Annotated in this window: 17 protein-coding genes and 1 pseudogene; 7 read left to right on the forward strand and 11 right to left on the reverse strand. The window is 70.4% G+C overall.

What is annotated here, in order from left to right:
* Positions 1 to 43 precede the first annotated feature (43 nt).
* Both IC63_RS10980 and IC63_RS10985 read right to left on the reverse strand, forming a co-directional pair.
* Positions 44 to 838 carry an ABC transporter ATP-binding protein gene (locus IC63_RS10980; protein ID WP_036720317.1) on the reverse strand — a complete coding sequence of 265 codons (795 nt, stop codon included), beginning with the start codon at positions 836 to 838 and terminating at the stop codon, positions 44 to 46.
* 77 nt (positions 839 to 915) lie between these two features.
* Positions 916 to 2,889 (reverse strand): AMP-binding protein, encoded by a 1,974-nt coding sequence (locus IC63_RS10985; RefSeq protein ID WP_036720262.1) that lies wholly within the window; start codon positions 2,887 to 2,889, stop codon positions 916 to 918.
* Positions 2,890 to 3,040: 151 nt separating this feature from the next.
* Here IC63_RS10985 and IC63_RS10990 point away from each other — a divergent pair, with 151 nt between their 5' ends.
* Complete coding sequence (locus tag IC63_RS10990; RefSeq protein WP_036720265.1) at positions 3,041 to 4,909, forward strand: PAS-domain containing protein; 1,869 nt, start codon at positions 3,041 to 3,043, stop codon at positions 4,907 to 4,909.
* Entirely contained in the window at positions 4,902 to 5,609 is a 708-nt protein-coding gene (locus IC63_RS10995) for a response regulator transcription factor (RefSeq protein ID WP_036720267.1), read from the forward strand. The genes IC63_RS10990 and IC63_RS10995 overlap by 8 nt, the downstream gene beginning before the upstream one ends.
* Positions 5,610 to 5,614: 5 nt before the next feature.
* Here IC63_RS10995 and IC63_RS11000 read toward each other — a convergent pair whose 3' ends face one another.
* The 3 genes from IC63_RS11000 to IC63_RS11010 form a co-directional block, all read right to left on the reverse strand.
* Entirely contained in the window at positions 5,615 to 7,702 is a 2,088-nt protein-coding gene (locus IC63_RS11000) for a TRAP transporter permease (RefSeq protein WP_052042131.1), read from the reverse strand.
* A gap of 64 nt (positions 7,703 to 7,766) precedes the next feature.
* Complete coding sequence (locus IC63_RS11005; RefSeq protein WP_036720270.1) at positions 7,767 to 8,768, reverse strand: TAXI family TRAP transporter solute-binding subunit; 1,002 nt, start codon at positions 8,766 to 8,768, stop codon at positions 7,767 to 7,769.
* Between the two features lie 82 nt (positions 8,769 to 8,850).
* A complete protein-coding gene (locus IC63_RS11010; RefSeq protein WP_084115768.1) occupies positions 8,851 to 10,314 on the reverse strand; it encodes an RsmB/NOP family class I SAM-dependent RNA methyltransferase in 1,464 nt (487 codons plus the stop codon).
* Between the two features lie 56 nt (positions 10,315 to 10,370).
* Here IC63_RS11010 and IC63_RS11015 point away from each other — a divergent pair, with 56 nt between their 5' ends.
* A complete protein-coding gene (locus IC63_RS11015) occupies positions 10,371 to 10,589 on the forward strand; it encodes a DUF1674 domain-containing protein (protein ID WP_052042133.1) in 219 nt (72 codons plus the stop codon).
* 129 nt (positions 10,590 to 10,718) lie between these two features.
* Here the strand turns inward: IC63_RS11015 and IC63_RS11020 are convergent, their stop codons facing one another.
* Together IC63_RS11020 and dapB are read right to left on the reverse strand one after the other, a co-directional pair.
* A complete protein-coding gene (locus tag IC63_RS11020) occupies positions 10,719 to 12,062 on the reverse strand; it encodes a D-amino acid dehydrogenase (RefSeq protein WP_269634721.1) in 1,344 nt (447 codons plus the stop codon).
* A gap of 152 nt (positions 12,063 to 12,214) precedes the next feature.
* A complete protein-coding gene (gene dapB / locus IC63_RS11025; RefSeq protein WP_036720274.1) occupies positions 12,215 to 13,021 on the reverse strand; it encodes a 4-hydroxy-tetrahydrodipicolinate reductase in 807 nt (268 codons plus the stop codon).
* A 64-nt stretch (positions 13,022 to 13,085) separates the two neighbouring features.
* On the opposite strand from dapB, the pseudogene rbfA reads away from it, so the two are divergent.
* The 3 genes and pseudogenes from rbfA to truB all read left to right on the forward strand — a co-directional run.
* Positions 13,086 to 13,508, forward strand: a pseudogene (rbfA, locus tag IC63_RS11030) (30S ribosome-binding factor RbfA); the annotation flags it as partial.
* A gap of 61 nt (positions 13,509 to 13,569) precedes the next feature.
* Positions 13,570 to 14,331 (forward strand): phosphodiester glycosidase family protein, encoded by a 762-nt coding sequence (locus IC63_RS11035; protein WP_036720278.1) that lies wholly within the window; start codon positions 13,570 to 13,572, stop codon positions 14,329 to 14,331.
* Between the two features lie 16 nt (positions 14,332 to 14,347).
* Positions 14,348 to 15,244: a tRNA pseudouridine(55) synthase TruB gene (gene truB / locus IC63_RS11040; RefSeq protein ID WP_036720280.1), complete on the forward strand. Its 897-nt coding sequence runs from the start codon at positions 14,348 to 14,350 to the stop codon at positions 15,242 to 15,244.
* 12 nt (positions 15,245 to 15,256) lie between these two features.
* Here truB and IC63_RS11045 read toward each other — a convergent pair whose 3' ends face one another.
* The 4 genes from IC63_RS11045 to IC63_RS11060 form a co-directional block, all read right to left on the reverse strand.
* Entirely contained in the window at positions 15,257 to 16,573 is a 1,317-nt protein-coding gene (locus IC63_RS11045; RefSeq protein WP_036720282.1) for an MFS transporter, read from the reverse strand.
* A 77-nt stretch (positions 16,574 to 16,650) separates the two neighbouring features.
* A complete protein-coding gene (locus IC63_RS11050) occupies positions 16,651 to 16,950 on the reverse strand; it encodes an HU family DNA-binding protein (protein ID WP_036720286.1) in 300 nt (99 codons plus the stop codon).
* Positions 16,951 to 17,171: 221 nt separating this feature from the next.
* The gene (locus IC63_RS11055) at positions 17,172 to 18,656 is read right to left on the reverse strand and encodes an AMP nucleosidase (protein ID WP_036720288.1); all 1,485 of its coding nucleotides are present in this window, start codon (positions 18,654 to 18,656) and stop codon (positions 17,172 to 17,174) included.
* A gap of 83 nt (positions 18,657 to 18,739) precedes the next feature.
* Positions 18,740 to 19,111 carry an MliC family protein gene (locus IC63_RS11060; RefSeq protein ID WP_036720291.1) on the reverse strand — a complete coding sequence of 124 codons (372 nt, stop codon included), beginning with the start codon at positions 19,109 to 19,111 and terminating at the stop codon, positions 18,740 to 18,742.
* 179 nt (positions 19,112 to 19,290) lie between these two features.
* On the opposite strand from IC63_RS11060, the gene IC63_RS11065 reads away from it, so the two are divergent.
* On the forward strand, positions 19,291 to 20,280 hold the full coding sequence (locus tag IC63_RS11065) for an LLM class flavin-dependent oxidoreductase (protein ID WP_036720292.1): 990 nt from the start codon (positions 19,291 to 19,293) through the stop codon (positions 20,278 to 20,280).
* The last annotated feature ends 10 nt before the right edge of the window (positions 20,281 to 20,290 follow it).

The following is a 20,290-nucleotide window of genomic DNA, read 5'->3' on the forward strand; positions in this document are numbered from 1 at the left end:
CCGCAACAACCAGGAGGTGATCGACGCCTATCTGGGGGTGGCGTCAGTCATGCGCCACCCCCAGATAGGCGTCGATCACCTCCTGGTTGTTGCGGACCTCGTCGGGGGTGCCGTCGCCGATCTTGCGGCCGTAATCCATCACCACCACCCGGTCGGACAGGTCCATGACCACGCCCATGTCGTGTTCGATCAGCGCGATGGTGGTGCCGAATTCGTCGTTCACGTCCAGGATGAAGCGGCTCATGTCCTCCTTCTCCTCGACGTTCATGCCGGCCATCGGCTCGTCCAGCATCAGCAGCTTGGGTTCGGCGGCCAGCGCGCGGGCCAGCTCGACCCGCTTTTTCAGGCCATAGGGCAACCGCCCGACCGGAGTCTTGCGGATGTTCTGGATTTCCAGGAAGTCGATGATCTTCTCGACCTTCTCGCGATGCGCGTTTTCCTCGGCCTCGGCGCGGCCCCACCACAGGGCCTGGGACAGCAGGCCGGATTTCATCATCGTCAGGCGGCCGGTCATGATGTTGTCCAGCACGCTCATCCCGTCGAACAGGGCGATGTTCTGGAACGTCCGGGCCAGCCCCTGCCGGGCGACCTGATAGGGGCGCATCTGCGGACGGCGGGCGCCGCGGAACCAGACCTCGCCTTCCTGCGGGACGTAGAAGCCCGACATGACGTTCATCATCGAGGACTTGCCGGCGCCGTTCGGGCCGATGATGGCGCGGATCTCGCCCTCGCGGATGTCGAAGCTGATGTCCTTGATCGCGGTGACGCCGCCGAAGCGCAGGGTGATGTGGCGCATGTCCATCAGAACCGGGCCGATCCTGCGCCCGTCGGGGGTCATGTAGCCGTCGTCGGGACCGGGCGCGGACGGCGGCGGGGCGACGTTCAGGGCGTTCAGGGCGGTGGCGGCGACGGGGCTCATTCGGCGGCGACCTTCTGGCTGGCGGTCGGGAACACCTTGGCGTTCTCGATCCGGACGGTGGCCTTCAGCTTGCCCTTGCGGCCGTCCTCATAGGTGACCTCGGTTTCGGTGTAGACGCTGTCGCTCCCGCCATACAGCGCCTCGATCAGGTCGGCGTATTTCTCGGCGATCACCCCGCGCTTGACCTTGCGGGTCCGCGTCATCTCGCCGTCGTCGGCGTCCAGTTCCTTGTGCAGCACGAGGAAGCGGTGAACCTGGCAGCCCGACAGCATCGGGTCCTGCGCCACCGAGGCGTTCACCTCCTCGACGTGCTTCTTGATCGTCGCATAGACCTGCGGGTGGCCGGCCAGTTCCTGATAGGACGCATAGGCGACGTTGTTGCGTTCGGCCCAGTTGCCGACCGCGGTCAGGTCGATGTTGATGAACGCGGTGCAATAGTCCTTGCCGTTCCCCAGCACCACGGCTTCCAGGATGTTGGGATAGAACTTCAGCTTGTTTTCAACGTACTTGGGCGCGAACAGCGAACCGTCCGCCATCTTGCCCACGTCCTTGGCCCGGTCGATGATCCGCAAATGGCCGGTGCCGGGTTCGAAGAAACCGGCATCCCCGGTCGCCACCCAGCCCTCGGCATCCTTGGTGGAGGCCGTGCTTTCCGGGTTGTTGAAATATTCCACGAAGGTGCCGGGCGACCGATAGAACACCTCGCCATTCTCGGCGATCTTCACCTCGACCCCCGGCGAGGGGATGCCGACCGTGTCGGCCCGGACCTGCCCGTCGGGCTGCTGGGTGATGAAGACCGTCGCCTCGGTCTGGCCGTACAGCTGCTTGAGGTTGATCCCCAGCGAGCGGTAGAAGTCGAAGATCTCGGGCCCGATCGCCTCGCCCGCCGTATAGCCGACGCGGATGCGCGAATAGCCCAGCGTGTTCTTCAGCGGGCCGAAGACCAGAAGGTTCCCCAGACCATAGCGCAGCCGGTCGATCGCGCCGACGGGCTTGCCGTCGGTCAGCGCCGTGCCGACCCGGCGGGCAAGCCGCATGTAATGGTCGAACAGCCACTTCTTGAACCGCCCGGCATCCTCCATGCGGATCATGACGTTGGTCAGCTGGCCTTCGAACACCCGCGGCGGGGCGAAGAAATAGGTCGGCCCGATCTCGCGCAGGTCGGTCATCATAGTGTGCGCGCCTTCCGGGCAGTTCACGCAGAACCCGGTCCAGTAGGCCTGCCCGACCGAAAAGATGAAATCGCCCACCCAGGCCATCGGCAGATAGGCCAGCACCTCGTCGGTGGGCTTGAGGTGGTCGAAGTCCGAGGATGCCCGCGCCGTCTCGATCACGTTGCGGTTCGACAGCACCACGCCCTTGGGCTTGCCGGTGGTGCCCGAGGTATACAGCATCACGCAGGTGCTGTCGTAGTCGAGCTCGGCGATCCGCGCGTCCAGTTCCGCTTCCAGGCGCTGGCGGGCGGCGCGGCCCTCTGCCTGCACGTCGGACAGCCAGTTCATCCGGGAATGGTCGTATTTCCGCATCCCGCGCTTGTCGGTATAGATGATCTGGGCAACGGTGTGGTCGGTTTCCTCGGCCTCGATGACCTTGTCCACCTGCTCCTGATCGCCGCAGACGACGAAGCGCGACTGGGAATGGCCCAGCACATAGGCCATCTCGGACGCCACCGCGTCCTGGTACAGCGGCACCGGGATCGCGCCGCACATCTGCGCGGCCACCATCGCCCAGTAATGCGCCGGCCGGTTGCGGCCGATGATCGCCACGTGATCGCCGCGGTTCAGCCCCAAGGCCAGGAAGCCCAGCGCCAGCGCACGGATCTCGTCCTGCGCTTCGGCCCAGCTCCAGCATTGCCAGATGCCGAATTCCTTTTCGCGATAGGCCGGGCGGCCGCCCATCCTGGCGGCGTTCCGCGCCACCAGCGCGGGAATCGACCGCAGTTCCCCGTGGGGCTGCGCGCGTGCGTTCATCTGTGCCCTCCCTCGCGACCCGGTGGCCGCTGCGGACTCCTCAACCCGCGTCGCCCCGGACGTTCGCCGGTGATTCTTGCCCGAGTTTTTCCCGAATCCTACGAATTGTTACAGCTTTCGCCACGGCGGCGGGAATGTTAGCCAGACGGGCATGACGCCTTCGGACAGCCGCGCGGAACTGACCCAGTCGGGCCTGAACCTGATCCAGCAGGCGATCTCGATCTTTGATGCCGACATGCGGCTGGCGGTGTCGAACCGGCCCTATCAGCAGATGTTCGACTTGCCCGACGCCCTGACCCGCCCCGGCGCGAGCTTCGAGGAGACCATCACCTTCCTCGTCGCCCGCGGCGAATACGGGCCGCAGGACGACCCCGCGCAGGCGGTCCGCAGCCGGGTCGAGCAGGCGCGGACCTTCCAGCCGCATTACCTGGAACGGGCGCGGCCGAACGGGATGGTGATCTCGGTCGAGGGGGCGCCGCTGGCGCAGGGCGGCTGGATCGCGGTCTATACCGACATCACCCAGATCCGCCGGACCGAGACGCTGCTGCAGTCGCGCTCGGCCGAGCTGTCGGAACAGGTGCTGGCCCATGCCGAACGGCTGTCCGCCGCCAACCGCCAGCTTGCCGCGACCAACGCCGCGCTGGAAGAAGCCTCGCGCATCCTGACCGAGACCGAGGCTCATACGCGGCAGGTGGTCGAAATGGTCCCGGCCCATATCGCCCATATGGACCGCGCCTATCGCTATACGTTTTCCAACAACCAGCTGTCGGGGGTGTTTCCCGGCGCGCCCGCGCGCATCCTCGGCCGCACCGGGGCCGAGGTGCTGGGCGCGACCTTCACCCGCATCCAGCCCCATGTCGAGGCCGCGCTGGCCGGGCAGCCGCAGGTGTTCGAGATAACGCATGAACCCTCCGGCCGCCGCATCCGCATCGCGCTGACCCCGGACGCGGCGCGGCAGGGCGTCTATGTGCTGTCCACCGACGTCACCGCCGAAGTGCAGGCGCGCGAGGCGCTGGCCCACGCCGCCCGGCGTACGCTGGCGGCGCAGATGACCTCGGGCCTCGCGCATGATTTCGGCAACCTGCTGACCATCATCCTGGGCCTGCAGGGGCGGCTTGCCAAGTCGCCGCTGCCCCCCGAGGCGGCCGAGGACGTGGCCGGCACGCTCGCCGCCGCCCAGCGCGGGGTCGGGTTGCTGCGCCGCATCACCGACATGGTCGCGGGCGACGGCGTGAACCCGCGCCCGGTCGAGCTGTTGCCGATGCTGCAGGACCTGCGGCGGCTCGCCCAACCCTCGCTGGGAGACCGCGTCGCGCTGGAGCTGGACGTCGCGGTGGAACCGGGGCCGGTGATGCTGGACCCCGACGCGGTGCAGGATTCGCTGCTGAACCTGATCCTGAACGCCCGCGACGCGATGGACGGGGCGGGGACGATCACGCTGTCGGCCCGCCACACCGCCGGCTGGCTGGACCTGACCGTCGCCGATACCGGGCCGGGCTTTACCCCGGCGGCGCTGGCGCGGGGGGCCGAGCCGTTCTTCACCACCAAGGGCGGCGGCCGGGCCGGTTCGGGGCTGGGGCTGTCGATGGTCTATGACCACGCCAAGCGGGCCGGCGGCACGCTGCATCTGGCCAACACCGCGCAGGGCGGCCTCGTGCGGCTGCGGCTGCCGTGGCGGCGCATCGACCCGCAGCTGATCCTGCTGGCCGAGGACGACCCCGACCTGCGGACCCGCTTCCGCGAGATGCTGACCGACATGGGCCACGCCGTGCTCGAGGCAGGCTCGCTGGCCGAGGCGCAGGCGCTGGGCGACATCGCCGGGCTGACGCTGGTGCTGTCGGACCTGCAGCTGGGCGACGGCTCGGGCGCGGCGCTGGCGGCGCTGGGCCTGCCGCTGGTGCTGATGACGGCGCTGCCCGCCGACCACCCCGAACGCCAGGCCCTGCCAGCGCCGGTGCTGACCAAGCCCTTCTCGGCCGCCGATCTAGCCGCCGCCCTTGCGAGTGCCATCCATGACTGACGCGCCCCTGATCGCCATCCTGGACGACGAACCCGACATCCGCCGCCTGCTGGCCGCAGCGCTGGAGGATGCGGGCTTCCGCACCGCCGCCTTTGGCCGGGCGACGGAATTCGAGGCCGCGCTGCGCCGGATGACGCCCGACGCCTGCCTGATCGACCTCGGCCTGCCCGACCGCGACGGGCTGGCGCTGGTCCACCGGCTGGCGACGGAGTCGGGCGCGGCGATCATCATCATCTCGGGCCGCGCGCAGGTGCAGGACCGGGTGACGGGGCTGGAACTCGGCGCCGACGATTATGTGACCAAGCCATTCGACCCGGCCGAGGTCGTGGCCCGCATCCGCGCCCGGCTGCGCAAGCCGGCGCGCGAGGCGCCGCGCGGCGGCCAGATCGCCTGCTTTTCCGGGTGGAGCGCGGATTTCGACCGCTATCTGCTGCATTCGCCCGAGGGCGCCGAGACCCCGCTGAGCCACGCCGAGGCCGAGATGCTGCGGATGTTCCTCGACAGCCCGCGCCGGCTGATCAGTCGCGCGCAGATGCTGGAAACGCTGGGCGGCACGGCCGGCGACAGCTTCGACCGGGCGATGGACGTGCGGATCTCGCGGCTACGCACCAAGCTGGGCGAGGACCCCAAGAACCCGCGCCTGATCAAGACGATCTATGGCGCGGGCTATATCTTCCTATCCGAGGTCGGCTGGGGCTGAACCCTTCAGGCCGCCGCGGCGCGGCGGTTCGCCATAAGCTGCCGCAGCGCCACCGGCGCCACGATCACCATCCCGATCAGCGTCGCGGTCAGGTCGGGCGCGACCAGCAGCATCGCCGCGAAGGCCAGCAGCAGCCGTTCCAGCATGTTCAGCGGCGCGAACAGCCAGCCGGTGATCGCCGCCGACAGCGCATAGATGCCCAGCACCGCGCCGCCGAAGGCCAGCGCAAAGTTGGCCCAGGTGAAGTCCTGCGTGACCAGCAGCAGCGCCGGCTGGAACACGAAGACGAAGGGCACCAATGCCTTGCCCATCGACAGCCGGAAGGCGGTGTTGCCGGCCTTGAAGGCGTTGGCCCCCGCGATCCCCGCCCCCGCATAGGCCGCCATCGCCACCGGCGGGGTCACGTCGGCGAGCACGCCGTAATAGAACACGAAGAAATGCGCGACGATGGGTTCCACGTTCAGCAGGCCCAGCACCGGGGCGGCCACGGCAACCATGATGATATAGTTCGCCGTGGTCGGGATGCCGCAGCCCATCAGGATGCAGACCACCGCCGTCAGGATCAGCGTGAACAGCAGCGTGAGCGTATCGACGCCCATGATCTCGATCGGCAGGAAGGCCAGCCAGCCCGACACCGACTGCGCCCAGCCTGCGGCGATCGAGGTCACCATGTAGGCGATCTTGAAGCCGACCCCGGTCAGCGTCACCACCCCGATCACCACCCCGACAAGCGCCGCGGCGGCAGTCACCGACAGCGACTGCCGCGCGCCGAGCGCGAAGCCTTCGTAAACCCCGTGCGCGGTGGCGCGCAGCCCGTCCGTCAGGCCGCGGGCGCGGATTTCCTGGATGATCAGCACCACGATGCAGGCGGTGATCGACCAGAAGGCGGCGGCAAAAGGCGTGCGGCCGGACAGCAGCACCGCGATCAGGATCAGCAGCGGCACGACGGTCAGCCAGCCGGCCTTCAGCACCTTCCAGGCGTTGGGCAGCTCGCTGGGGTGCAGGCCGCGCAGGCCGAGGCGCTTTGCCTCGAGATGCACCTGCACCAGCACGCCGAAGAAATGCATGAAGGCCGGGACCAGCGCCGCGGTCAGGATGGTGGTCAGCGGCAGGCCCAGATACTCGATCATCAGGAAGGCCACCGCGCCCATCACCGGCGGGGTGATCTGGCCTCCGGTCGAGGCGGCGGCCTCGACGGCGGCGGCGAAGTGGCGCTGATAGCCGACCCGGATCATCGCCGGGATGGTCAGCGCGCCGGTGGTCACGGTGTTGGCGATGGACGAGCCCGAGATCGACCCCAGCAGCGCCGAGGACAGCACCGACACCTTGGCCGGCCCGCCGGCATAGCGCCCGGCCGCGGCCGAGGCCACGTCGATGAACAGCTGCCCCAGCCCGATGCGGGTCGCCATGACGCCGAACAGCACGAAGTGGAACACATAGGTCGCGATCACGCCCAGCGCGGTGCCATAGATGCCCTGGCTGGTCAGATACAGGTGGTTGACGATGTTGGCCCAGCTGGCGCCGGGATGGACCAGGATGCCCGGCATCGACTGGCCGAAATAGGCATAGGCCATGAACAGGATGGCGATCACCGGCAGCGGCCAGCCCATCGAGCGGCGCACGGCTTCCAGCAGCACGACGATCAGGATGGTGCCCATGATGACGTCGGTCTGGCTGGGGTTGCCGACCCGGAACGCCAGCTGGTCATAAATCCACGGCACATACAGCGAGGCGACCGCCCCCGCGATCCCCATCGCCCAGTCGATGGCCGGGATGCCCAGGATCGCCAGCGGCCCGCGGTCGGGTTCATGCCGACCGAAGGCCGAGAACGACATGAACACCAGGAACACCGTGGCCGCCATGTGGACGCCGCGATGCACCGTCGCCTGCGGGATGCCGAAGCCGGCGGTGTAATAGTGATAGCAGCTCAGCAGGAACAGGACCGCCCCGCACAGGATCGCCACCGGTCGCAGCCAGGTGCGGAAGCGCAGCTCGGGGTCGAACTTCTCCTCGATCGCCTGCAGCTCGTCGGCGGTCAGCACGTCGGGTTCGTCGTAATGCTGCGGGCGCGGATGCGGCTGCGGATCGGTCATGGTCTGTCCCCGTTCTTGTCGTCGTTGAAGGGCCGCGAGGGGTTCTCCCCGCGGCCCTCATGGCTCACTTCAGCAGGCCGGCTTCCTTGTAGAAGCGCTCGGCGCCCGGATGCAGCGGCAGGCCGAGGCCGGCGGTCGCGTTTTCCTTGACGATCATCTTGCCCTTGGCGTGGCCCGCATCCAGCTGCGCGCGGGTGGCGTCGTTCCACAGCGCCTTGGTGATGTTGTAGATCAGCTCTTCCGGCTGGTCGGCCGAGGTGACCCACTGGGCGCCGACGGCGATGGTCGGCACGTCGCCGGCCATGCCCTCATATGTGCCGGCCGGGATGGTGTCCTTGGCGAAGAACTTGCTTTCCAGCACCTTGGTCGCCGCGTCGCCGTCCAGCGGCACGATGGTGACCTTGTGCTGGCTGGCCAGTTCCGCGATCGCCCCGGCGGGATAGCCGCCGACGAAGAAGAAGGCGTCCATCGCCCCGTCCTTCATGCGGTCGGCGGCCTGGTCGGGCTTGAGGTATTCCGGCGTGATGTCCTTTTCGGTCAGCCCGGCGGCGGCGAGGATCAGCTGCGCATCGACCAGTGTCCCCGATCCGGGTTCGTCCAGCGACACCCGCTTGCCCTTGAGGTCGGCGACCGACTTGATCCCCGACGCCTCCGAGGCGACCAGGTGGATCGATTCCGGGTAGAGGTTGGCGATCGCGCGCAGCTTCTCGGCCTTGGGCTTGCCTTCCCAGATGCCGGTGCCGGTATAGGCCCAGGCGGCGACGTCGCCCTGGGCGAAGCCCGATTCCAGCGTCCCGCCCATGATCGCGTTCACGTTGGCGACCGACCCGTTCGCGGCCAGCGCCGAGGCGACCAGCCCCGGCACGCCGCAGGCGCCGCCATCCTCGCAGGGGCGCGAGCCGGGCGGGGCCGAGATCGCGTTCGCGAGCAGCCCGCCGATCGGGTAATACGTGCCGGCGGTGCCGCCGGTGCCGATGCGGAAGAAGGCCATGTCCTGCGCCGCGGCGATGCCGCCCAGCGTCACGACGGCCGCCGCCGCCAGCCCCAGAATCCTTTTCGTGAACATCTCGGTTCCTTTCCCCTGTCAGTCCTTTGGATGAGGCAGTCTGCACCAGGACCGCCGCTCACGGCAACGCGATTGGCCGGGCTCAGCCCGGAATTCGCAGCCGGACGATGAAAAACCCGTCCAGGCCGCCGCGATCGGCCCAGTGGTCGGGGCGGGTGCGGATCGCCCCGTCCACCACCCAGGCGGGGTCGAGCCCGGGCAGGTCGGGCGGCTCGACCACCAGGCCGGGATGGCGGGTCCGCGCCGCGGCCAGCTGCGCCTCGCCCTCGGCCGGGTGCAGCGAGCAGACCGCATAGACCAGTCGCCCGCCGGGTTTCAGCAGGCTCAGCGCGTGGTCGATCAGCGCCGCCTGCACGCGCACGAGGTCGGGGATCATCGCCCCGTCGCGGATCAGCGGCAGCTCGGGGTGGCGGCGGATCGTGCCGGTGGCCGAACAGGGCGCGTCCAGCAGCACCGCGTCCAGCGGAGTCTCGGGGCGCCAGGCGGTGGCATCGGCTGCGACCAGATCGGCGGTCAGCCCGGTGCGGCGCAGGTTCTCGGCCACCCGTTCCAGCCGCGCGGGGGACAGGTCGATGGCGGTGACCTGCGCGCCCGCCGCCGCGATCTGCATGGTCTTGCCGCCCGGCGCGGCGCACAGATCGGCGATCCGCTCTCCGGCGCGGGGGTCCAGCAGGCGCACCGGCAGCGCCGCGGCGGCGTCCTGCACCCACCAGTAGCCGCTGTCGTAGCCCGGCAGGGTCGACACCCGCGCGCCCGGCGGCAGGCGGTGGCTGCCGGTCGGCAGCGCCTCGCCCGGCAAGGTGGCGCCGGGCTTGCCGGTCAGGTCGATGGGCGGGGTCGTCTCGTGCGCGGCCTCGATGGCGGCGGCGACGGCCTCGCCCCAGCGGGCGGCGAGCGGGGATCGCAGCCAGTCCGGCAGCCGCGCGGGCGGGGCCGCGTCCCACGCCGCCTGCGCCTCGGCCGCGCGGCGCAGCACGGCGTTGACCATCCCGGCCGCGGCGGCGGCCTTGGGCCCGCCGGCGCGGGCGGCGGCGACGGCGGCGTTGACGACGCCGTGCGGCGCCTCGCCCAGCGCCAGCATCTCGGTCACCGCGAGGCGCAGCAGGTCGGCGGTCTCGGGGCGCGGCGCGCGGTGCAGCAGCGGCGCCAGCACCGCGTCGGCCCGGCCCCGGAACCGCAGCGCCGTCGCTGCCAGCCGCTGGGCGCGGGCGCGGTCGGCCGGGGACAGGGCGTCGAGCGACCCCGCCGCCTCGGTCAGCGTGGCGCCCTCGTGCACCGCCGCCAGCAGCGCCAGCGCGGCGCGGCGGGGGTCGGACGGCGCAGCGGCGCGCGGGGCCCGCTGGCGGTCGCGTGGGGGTTCGGGCTTGGCCGCGCGCTTGGGACGGCGCGGTTTGGGTTCCGCGGCGGTGGCCGGGGGCTGCCGCTCGGGCTGGGGCGGCGCGGGCTGCTGCTCGGGCGGCGCCGGCTCGGGTGCGCGCGGTTTGCGGCGCGGGCGGGCCTCGGCCCCGCTCTTCTCAACGCCCGTCTTGTCGTCCTGCTTGTCCATCGCGTCCCTGCGGCTTAGCTGAGGATCAGCGATACGCAATCAGCACGGGTTTTGCCATGACCGCACCCGAAAACACCAACGACGCCCCGGCGGGCGAGAACCGCCCCGACTGGGCGCATCTGCCGCCCCCCGCCCGCCGCGCGCTGGCCGAGGCCGAGGCGCGCCGCAAGGCCGCCGCGCCGCTGGACCTGCCGCCGGAACTGGGCGGCCGCGACGGACCCGAGCCGGTGCGTTTCGGCGATTACGAACGCAAGGGCATCGCGGTCGATTTCTGATCGGCGCGGCCGGACCGGGGGCTGTCTGCCCCCCCTCGGGCTCTGCCCCTGGCTCACTGTAAACGGTCCACCGGACCGTTTGCCTGGCGTTCGCCAGCCCCGGATATTCGGACAAAGAAAAAGAATACGCTAGGCCGCCGCGGGCCGCGCCTGCCCCTGCGCCGCGCGGCGCGTGCGGCGATAGCGCGACACGGCGAGGTCGTCGGCCCGGATTTGCGGGGTCTGCCCGCTCATCAGGTCGGCCAGCACCCGCGCCGATCCGGCGGCCATCGTCCAGCCCAGCGTCCCGTGGCCGGTGTTCAGCCACAGGTTTCTGACCGGAGTCGCACCGATGATCGGGGTGCCATCCGGGGTCATCGGGCGCAGCCCGGTCCAGAACTGCGCGGCGTTCAGATCGCCTGCGCCGCCGAACAGCTCGCCCACCGACTTGGCCAGCGTGGCGCGGCGGCGGGGCGACAGCGACAGGTCGAAGCCGGCGAGTTCCGCCAGCCCGCCCACGCGGATGCGGTCGCCCAGCCGGGTGATCGCGACCTTGTAGGTCTCGTCCATCACCGTCGAGACCGGGGCGCGGGCCTCGTCCACGATCGGCAAGGTCAGCGAATAGCCCTTGACCGGGTGCACCGGCAGCCGCACGCCGAACGGCGCCACCAGCGCCGGCGAGTGCGACCCCAGCGCCACCACGAAGGCATCGGCCGTCAGCCGACCGGCCGAGGTCAGCGCGGCGGTGATCCGGCCCGGCGTGCCCTCGAGACCCGAGATGGTGGTGTCGTACAGGAACTCGACCCCGGCCTCGGCGGCCAGCGCGGCCAGCGCTTGGGTGAAGATGTGGCAGTCGCCGGTCTCGTCGCCGGGCAGGCGCAGGCCGCCGGTCAGCAGGTGGCGGGCATGGGCCAGCCCCGGCTCGGCCCGGACGCAGCCGTCGACGTCCAGTTCCTCGTAGGCGACGCCGTCGGCCTTCAGCACGGCGATGTCTTTTTGCACCGCCGCCAGCTGTTCGGGCTTGCGAAAGACCTGCAGCGTGCCCTGGGTGCGTTCGTCATAGCGGATGCCGGTGTCGGCGCGCAGCGCCTGCAGGCAGTCGCGGGAATATTCCGCGACCCGCATCATCCGCGACTTGTTCACCGCATAGGCGTCGGAGGTGCAGTTCCCCAGCATCCGCGCCATCCAGCCCGCCCGCACCGGGTCGGCCGAGGCGTGCAGGACCAGCGGCGCGTGGCGCTGGAACATCCAGCGCAGCGCCTTCTGCGGGATGCCGGGCGCGGCCCACGGGGTGGAATATCCGGGCGAGATCTCGCCGGCATTGGCGAACGAGGTCTCCATCGCCGCGGCGGGCTGGCGGTCCACGACCGTCACCTGATGGCCGGCGCGCGACAGATACCAGGCCGAGGTGACGCCGATGACGCCCGCACCCAGAACGACGATCTTCATGACCCTGACCCCTGCGAAAGACCTGCCGCAAGGATGAGCCGGGATCGGGGGAATTTGCTGTCTATTTCGGGCGCGGAGCGTGGCACGTGCGCAAGAAATCTACGCTGCACGGGCCCTGACCCGAGAAATATTCGATCTATCTGGACAAGGCCAACAGAATCACCCGTGTGGCGGCGCGTCCGCCGCAGGATGTCCCGTCACAGCCCCAGCACGTCGGCCATGTCGTATTCGCCCGGCCCCTTGTCCTGCCCCCACAGCGCCGCCCGCAGCGCGCCGCGGGCAAAGATGGCGCGGTCGGTGGCGAGGTGGCGCAGCACCACCCGCTCTCCCGGACCGGCGAAGATCACGTCGTGTTCGCCGACCACGTCGCCGCCCCGGATCGCGGCAAAGCCGATGCTGCCGGGGATGCGGGCGCCGGTCATCCCCTCGCGTGCCGGGGTGCGCAGGTCGTCCAGCGTCGCACCGCGGCCCTCGGCGGCGGCCTCGCCCAGCATCAGCGCGGTGCCCGAGGGGGCGTCGACCTTCATCCGGTGATGCGCCTCGACGATCTCGATGTCCCAGTCCGGGCCCAGAGCGGCCGCGACCCGGCGGGTCAGGCCGAGCAGCAGGTTGACGCCCAGGCTCATGTTGCCGGCGCGGATGATCGGGGCGTGGCGGGCGGCGGCGGCGATCTTTCCCAGATCATCCGGCGACAGCCCGGTGGTGCCGATGACGTGCACCGCGCGCGCCTGGGCGGTCAGTTCGGCAAAGGCCACGGTGGCCGCGGGGCTGGTGAAGTCGATCACCGCCTGGGCGCGGGCGATGGTGCCGACCGGATCGTCGCTGACGATCACCCCGATCGGCGCGCCGCCCATCGCCTCGCCCAGGTCGCGGCCGATCCAGTCATGGCCGGGCCGTTCCAGCGCCCCCACCAGCCGGCAGGCATCCGAGGCGAGCACCTCGGCGACCAGCATCCGGCCCATGCGGCCCGATGCGCCGGTGATGACGATGCCGGGGGTGGTCATGGCTGCGCTCCGCTTTGCTGTCGTCCTGTCCTATCCCGTTGCGACCGGGCCTGCGACCCCCTAGATGGGGCGCATGGCTTCCAATCGCTTCCATCAGGGTCCGGGTCCGTCGCAGCGCCAGCTGCGGGTGGGCGAACTGATCCGCCGCACCCTATCGGACGTGCTGCTGCGCGGGGACGTGCATGACCCGGACCTCAACCGCCACTCGATCACGGTCGGAGAGGTCAAGGCCTCGCCCGATCTCAAGGTGGCGACGGTCTATGTGATGCCGCTGGGCGGGCACGATGCCGAAGACGCGCTGGCCGCGCTGCGCCGCAACACGCGCGAGTTGCGCCACCATGTCGCCAAGGACATGACGCTGAAATACGCGCCCGACCTGCGCTTCGTGCTGGACGAGACCTTCGACCGGATGGACGACACCCGCCGGATGTTCGCCGACGAACGGGTCCGCCGCGACATCGAGGCGGGCGACGAGGCCGGCGAGGAAGACCGGGACGAAGGCGCCGTCCTTGCCCGGGATGCCCGGGATAAGGGGCAGGACGGCCCGGATGACGACCGTCGCTGAGCTCAAGCGGCGGCTGGGTCTGGCGGTGGGCGCGCTGGTCGCGCTGACCCTGCCGGCCGTCGCCGACATCTGCGCGACCCGCGATTTCGAGGGCACCGGCTATGCCGTCTGCACCGTGGACGCCGCCGACCAGGACCGGCTTAGGCTGTGGCTGGACGGGCCGGACGGGCAGGTGCTGGGCGATTTCTCCTCGGTCCGCGGGACGCTGGCCGCGGGCGAGGTGCTGGGCTTCGCGATGAACGCGGGGATGTATCACGCCGATTATTCGCCGGTCGGGCTGTATCGGTCGGACGGGGTGGAACGCGGGGCGGTCGTGACCGCGGGCGGCGGCGGCAATTTCGGGCTGCGGCCGAACGGAGTCTTCTGCGTCGGCGCCAAGGCGCCGTTCCAGGTGATCGAGAGCCGGCGCTTTGCCCGGGTCCAGCCGCACTGCCGGCTGGCCACCCAGTCCGGCCCTATGCTGGTCATCGACGGCGCGTTGCACCCGCGCTTTCTCGCCAGCAGCGACAGCCGCTATATCCGCAACGGTGTCGGCGTCTCGCGCGACATGCAGACGGCGTGGTTCGTGATTTCCAACCGCGCGGTGACGTTCCACGAATTTGCACGCTTCTTCCGCGACGAGCTGGGGGCGCGCAACGCGCTGTATTTCGACGGCTCGATCTCGCGGCTGTATGCGCCGGCGATCAGCCGGGCCGACTGGGGCCGCCGGATGGGGCCGATCATCGGCTATGTGGACGGGCCGTGAGGACAGAGGGGGCCTGATGGGGCGGAAGAAGGGGCGAGACGTCTCGGGCTGGCTGCTGATCGACAAGCCGGCGGGGGTCGGGTCGACCGACGTGGTCGGCAGGGTCCGCTGGGCGCTGGACGCGAAGAAGGCGGGGCACGCCGGGACGCTGGACCCGGACGCCACCGGTCTCTTGGCGGTGGCGCTGGGCGAGGCGACCAAGACGGTGCCGTATCTGACCGACGCGCTGAAGGCCTATGACTTCACCGTCGCCTGGGGGGCCGAGACCACCACCGACGATGCCGCCGGCGCGGTGACGCGGACCGCAGATGCCCGGCCCTCGGCGGAACAGATCGAGGCGGCGCTGGCGGCCTTCCGCGGCGACATCCGGCAGGTGCCGCCGGCGGTGTCGGCGGTCCGGGTCGACGGCGCCCGGGCCTATGACCTCGCCCGCGAGGGCGAGACGGTCGAGCTGGCCGCCCGCCCGCTGTGGGTCGAGGAACTGTCGCTGACCGATGCGCGCGAGGGCGGCGCCGATTTCCACATGGTCTGCGGCAAGGGCGGCTATGTCCGCAGCATCGCCCGCGATCTCGGCCGCGCTCTGGGCTGTCTTGGCCATGTCGCCACGCTGCGCCGGGTCTGGTCGGGGCCGTTCGAGGTGGCCGAGGCATTGTCCTTCGACCTCGTGGATCGCGCCAACCAGCCGGCGCTGGACGCCGCGCTGCTGCCAGTGCAGGCGGCGCTGGACCTGCCGCAGCTGCGGGCGACCGATCAGGGCGCGGTGCGGCTGGCCAACGGCAATCCCGGGCAGGTGCTGGGCACCGCCGACTATGGCGCCGAGGTCTGGGTCAGCCATCACGGCCGCGCCATCGCCGTCGGCCGCTACATGGGCGGCGAGGTCCACCCCTCGCGCGTGTTCGTCCAGCCGGGCTGAGCGCCCCTGCCCTCAGGCGATCGAGGCATCCCGCGTCTCGCGCCCGATCAGCAGCGACACCGCCGCCGCCAGCACCAGCAGCGCCGCGAACAGCCCGATCATCGCGGCAAAGTCGCGCGCGGCCAGAACTGCCAGCACCGAGGGTGCCGCCAGCCCGCCCAGCCGCGCGACCGCCCCCGCAGTGCCCATGCCGGTGGCGCGCAGGTTGGTCGGATAGACCTCGGGCGTCAGCGCATACAGCGCCCCCCAGGTGCCCAGCAGCGCAAAGCTCATCAGCAGCAGCGCGGCGGCCACCAGCGTCGCCGTGGGGGCCATGACGAACAGCAGGCAGCCCGCCGCCGACAGCATCAGGAAGACGCGCAGCGTGACCTGCCGGCCCCAGCGTTCCACCCCCCAGGCGGCCAGCGCATAGCCGGGCAACTGCGCCAGCGCGAGCAGGACGAGGAAGCCGAAGCCGCGGACAAAGCCGAAGCCGTCGCCGGCCAGCTTGCCGGGCAGCCAGACGAAGACGCCGTAATAGGACAGCGAGACGAGGAACCACACCGCCAGCACCGCCAGCGTCGTCTTGAGCATCGCGGGCGCGAAGATGCCGCCCTGTGGGGCCGGAGCGGCGGCAGGGACCGCCAGCCGCGCGCCGTCGGGCAGGGCCGTGGTTCCATTGGTCAGCCGGACGCGGTTGACGATGGCGCGCGCCTCGGGCTCGCGGCCGCGGCGCAGCAGGAACATCGGCGATTCCGGCACCCACAGCCGCAGGAAGATACCCAGGCAGGCGGGCAGCGCTGCGACCAGGTAGATCAGCTTCCACGGCGCGGCGACCCCGGCGGAGGCCGCGTACCAGGCGGTCAGCGCCACGACCAGCGTGCCGACGGCCCAGAAGCCTTCCAGCCAGACCAGCCAGCGGCCCCGGTTCCGGGGCGGCAGGAATTCGGCCATCATCGCGTAATCGACGGGCAGCGTGCCGCCCACCGCCATCCCGGTCAGGAACCGCAGTGCCAGCAGCCAGCCGAAGGTCGGTGCCAGGATCGAGGCGATGCCGAACACCGCGTCGCAGGCCACCGTCACGATCAGCACGTTGCGCCGCCCGATCCGGTCGGCCAGCCGGCCGAACAGGAAGGCGCCGACGAACATCCCCAAGAAAAACAGTGTCCCGGTCTGCAGCGCGACCTTCATTTCGACGCCGAAATGTTTGGCGATCGACGGCGCGGCAAAGCCGACCGCGACCACCTGCATGGCGTCGGCGGCCCAGACGAGCCCGAAGATCGCCATCAGCCGGCGCTGGAAACGGCCGGCGCCGGCCTCGCTCAGCGCGTCATCGACGGTTCTCTCCATGCGGTGACACTCCATCCCGGATGCAGAAAGGGCCGCGGCATCCGCGACCCCTGCATATGACCGACGCAGCCCGCCGATCAGGCGTTCACGCTATCCTTCAGCGCCTTGGCGATGGTAACCTTGACCACCTTGTCGGCCGGCTTGGTCATCATCTCCTGCGTCTGCGGGTTGCGGACCTGGCGTTCCGGGCGGGCGCGGACGCCGACCTTGCCGATGCCCGGAAGGGTCAGCGAGCCGCCCTCGGCCACGGTGCGGGTCACCACGGCCTGGATCGCGTCCAGCGCGGCGGTGGCGGATTTCTTGTCGCTGCCCATCTCGTCGGCAAGCGCCGCCACGAGTTGCGTTTTGGTCATGGGCTTGGCAGGGGCTTTCGCCATGGGAACCTGTCTCCTCGTCTGTCGCGCGCTGGATCGCGGGCGTATTCGTGCCAGTCGCGCTGGCAATGCGCTTGCTACAGCCGGTTTCACCCTGCATTTCAAGCCCTTTTGATGCCGCAGAGGCGTTCCGTCTGTGGAAAACGGCGTCCATCGGCAGATCGGACCTGACCAAGGACAGGTCGTCTGGGCGGTTTCCCGCCGCGTGGCGGGCCCGGCCGGCGCTACAGGAACGCCGTCTCGTCGAAGGACCGCAGCTTGCGGGAATGGATCCGCTCCAGCGGCATCTCGCGCAGCTTTTCCATCGCCCGGATGCCGATCAGCAGGTGCGCGGCGACCTGGGTGCGATAGAAATCCGTGGCCATGCCGGGCAGCTTGAGCTCGCCATGCAGCGGCCGGTCGCTGACGCACAGCAGCGTGCCGTAGGGCACCCGGAAGCGAAAGCCGTTGGCGGCGATGGTGGCGCTTTCCATGTCCAGCGCCACGGCGCGGGACTGGCTCAGCCGCTGCACCGGGCCGGACTGGTCGCGCAATTCCCAGTTGCGGTTGTCGATGGTGGCGACGGTGCCGGTCCGCATGATGCGCTTGAGCTCGAAGCCTTCCAGCCGGGTGATCTCGGCCACGGCCTCTTCCAGCGCGACCTGCACCTCGGCCAGGGCCGGGATCGGCACCCAGACCGGCAGGTCGTCGTCCAGCACGTGATCCTCGCGCAGATAGGCGTGGGCGAGCACGTAATCCCCCAACCGCTGGCTGTTCCTCAGTCCCGCGCAATGGCCCACCATCAACCAGGCATGGGGGCGCAGCACGGCGATGTGGTCGGTCGCGGTCTTGGCGTTCGACGGGCCGACGCCGATGTTGACCAGCGTGATCCCCTGCCCGTCCGGGCGCTTGAGGTGATAGGCCGGCATCTGCGGGGTCTTCGCGCCGGTGGCCAGGACGTCCTCGGGCCGTTCCAGGACCTGATCGCCGGGCGCGACGAAGGCGCTGTAGCCCGAAGCCGGGTCGGCCAGGGCGCGGCGGGCGAAGGCCTCGAACTCGTCGACGTAGAACTGGTAGTTGGTGAACAGCACGAAGGTCTGGAAATGTTCCGGCGCCGTCGCCGTGTAATGCGACAGCCGGGCCAGCGAGTAATCCACCCGCTGCGCGGTGAAGGGCGCCAGGTGGCGGGTGCCGTCGGGCATCGGCTGGGCGATGCCGTTGACGATGTCGTCGTTCATCGTGTCCAGGTCAGGCACGTCGAACACGTCGCGCAGCGAAAAGCTCAGCACCCCTTCCTGGGGGACGTTCAGGTCGCTTTGCGAGGCCATCGCGAAATGCACCGGGATCGGCGTGTCGCTGTCGCCGACCGCGACCGGCACCTGGTGGTTGCGGATCAGCAGGCCGATCTGCTGGACCAGGTAGTCGCGGAAGAGGTCCGGCCGCGTGATCGTCGCGACATAGCTGCCGGGCAGCGCGACATGACCGAAGGCCAGCCGCGAATCGCCCAGCGAATGGCTCGACGTGGTCAGCCGCAGTTCGGGGTAATAGGCACGGAACCGCGCCTGCGGCGGCAGCCCGCCCAGGCTGTCCACGAAGCGGTCGCGCAGCCAGCCGGTGGCGCGGCCGTAAAGCTGGATCAGCCGGTCCACCGCCGCCTCGGCGTCGTCGAAATATTCGCGCTCGACCGGGTCGGGCGTCTCGACCGGCAGCAGGCGGGTGGTCTGGTCCATCGGGGGCTCCTTTCGCGGGGCCAGACTGCCCGCGCCCCGGGGGTTAGGCAAGCCGGCGCCGGCCCGGACCCCTACCCGGACCCTCAGGCGGCGGTGCAGTCCTCGAGGATCGCCGGGGCGTCGGCCTCGGGACCGTAATAGAATGTGCCGTCCTGGCCCTTGGCGTGCAGCTCATACGGGCGATCCGCGGCGACCGAGCGGTAGCGGACGCCGGAACCCGACACCACCTGCTTCATCGCGACCTGCTGGCCGTCGATCTGGGCCACGGCAAACCCCTCGCCGGTCGGCAGGCTGACATAGGCGACCGGCACCACCGCGCCGCGCGCGCAGTGAAAGACGACCTGCGACACGAAGGCCCCGTCCTCGGGCCGGTTCGAGGGGGTCTCGGCCGTCGCCGGGGCGATCAGCAGCGGGGCGGCGACAAGCGAAAGGGCGAGGATCAGCGGGCGGGTCATGGCGGTCTCCCAGAATCGATGCGGCCCGGATAGCGCGGCTGCGCCGCAAGGGAAAAACACGGGTGCGAGAGGGGCGTCCGCCTCCGCGCGCCCCGGCCCGGCCCGGGCGGCCGGGGATTGCCACCGTCGCAACCGGGGGCCTCTGGCAGAGGCCGAACGCGCAACCTATCTGTGATCGCATGGACATCTCGATTCTGGATCTCGCCCCGGTTCCCCAAGGCTCGGACGCGCGCAGCGCGATCGCCGCGGGGGTAACCCTGGCGCAGGCCGCCGAACGGCAGGGCTATCACCGTTACTGGCTGGCCGAACATCACAACATGCCCGGTATCGCCAGCGCCGCCACCGCGGTGCTGATCGGGCATGTGGCCGATCACACCCAGACCATCCGAGTCGGCGCGGGCGGCATCATGCTGCCCAACCACGCGCCGCTGGCGGTGGCCGAGGCGTTCGGCACGCTGGCCACCATCCACGGCCCGCGCATCGACCTTGGCCTGGGCCGCGCGCCGGGCGGCGACGGCGCGGTGATGCACGCGCTGCGCCGCGGCATGGGGCGCAACGACGACTTTCCGAACGACGTGGTCGAGCTGCTGACCTATCTCGGCCCGGAACGCGAGGGCGTCCCGGTGGCCGCGCATCCCGGCCAGGGCACCAACGTGCCGGTCTGGATCCTCGGGTCGTCGCTGTATGGGGCGAGCCTCGCCGCGGCGCTGGGGCTGCCTTATGCCTTCGCCTCGCATTTCGCGCCCAACGACCTGGACGAGGCGGTGCGGCTGTATCGGTCGCGCTTTCAGCCCGGCCCCTGGGGCGAGGCGCCGCGCTTCATGCTGGCGGCGAACCTGATCGCGGCTGATACGGACGAGGCGGCGCGCAAGCTGCGGACCAGCCAGCAGATCAGCTTCTACCGGCTGCGCAGCGGCTCTCCCGGCAAGCTGCCGCCGCCGGTGGACGACCTGGACACGGCGATCCCGCCGCAGTTCCAGTCGATGATCGAATCGACCCTGCGGATATCGGCGGTCGGCAGCCCGGATACCGTCAAGGCGCGGCTGGACGAGCTGATCGCCCGCTATGCCCCCGACGAGCTGATCCTGACCGGCAACATCTTCGACCCCGAGGCCCGGCTGCGGTCCTTCGCCATCGGGGCCGAGGTCATGGGACTGACCCCGCGGTGAGGGCGCCGCG

Origin of the sequence: Paracoccus sphaerophysae (assembly GCF_000763805.1) — a bacterium.
Lineage (GTDB): Bacteria > Pseudomonadota > Alphaproteobacteria > Rhodobacterales > Rhodobacteraceae > Paracoccus > Paracoccus sphaerophysae.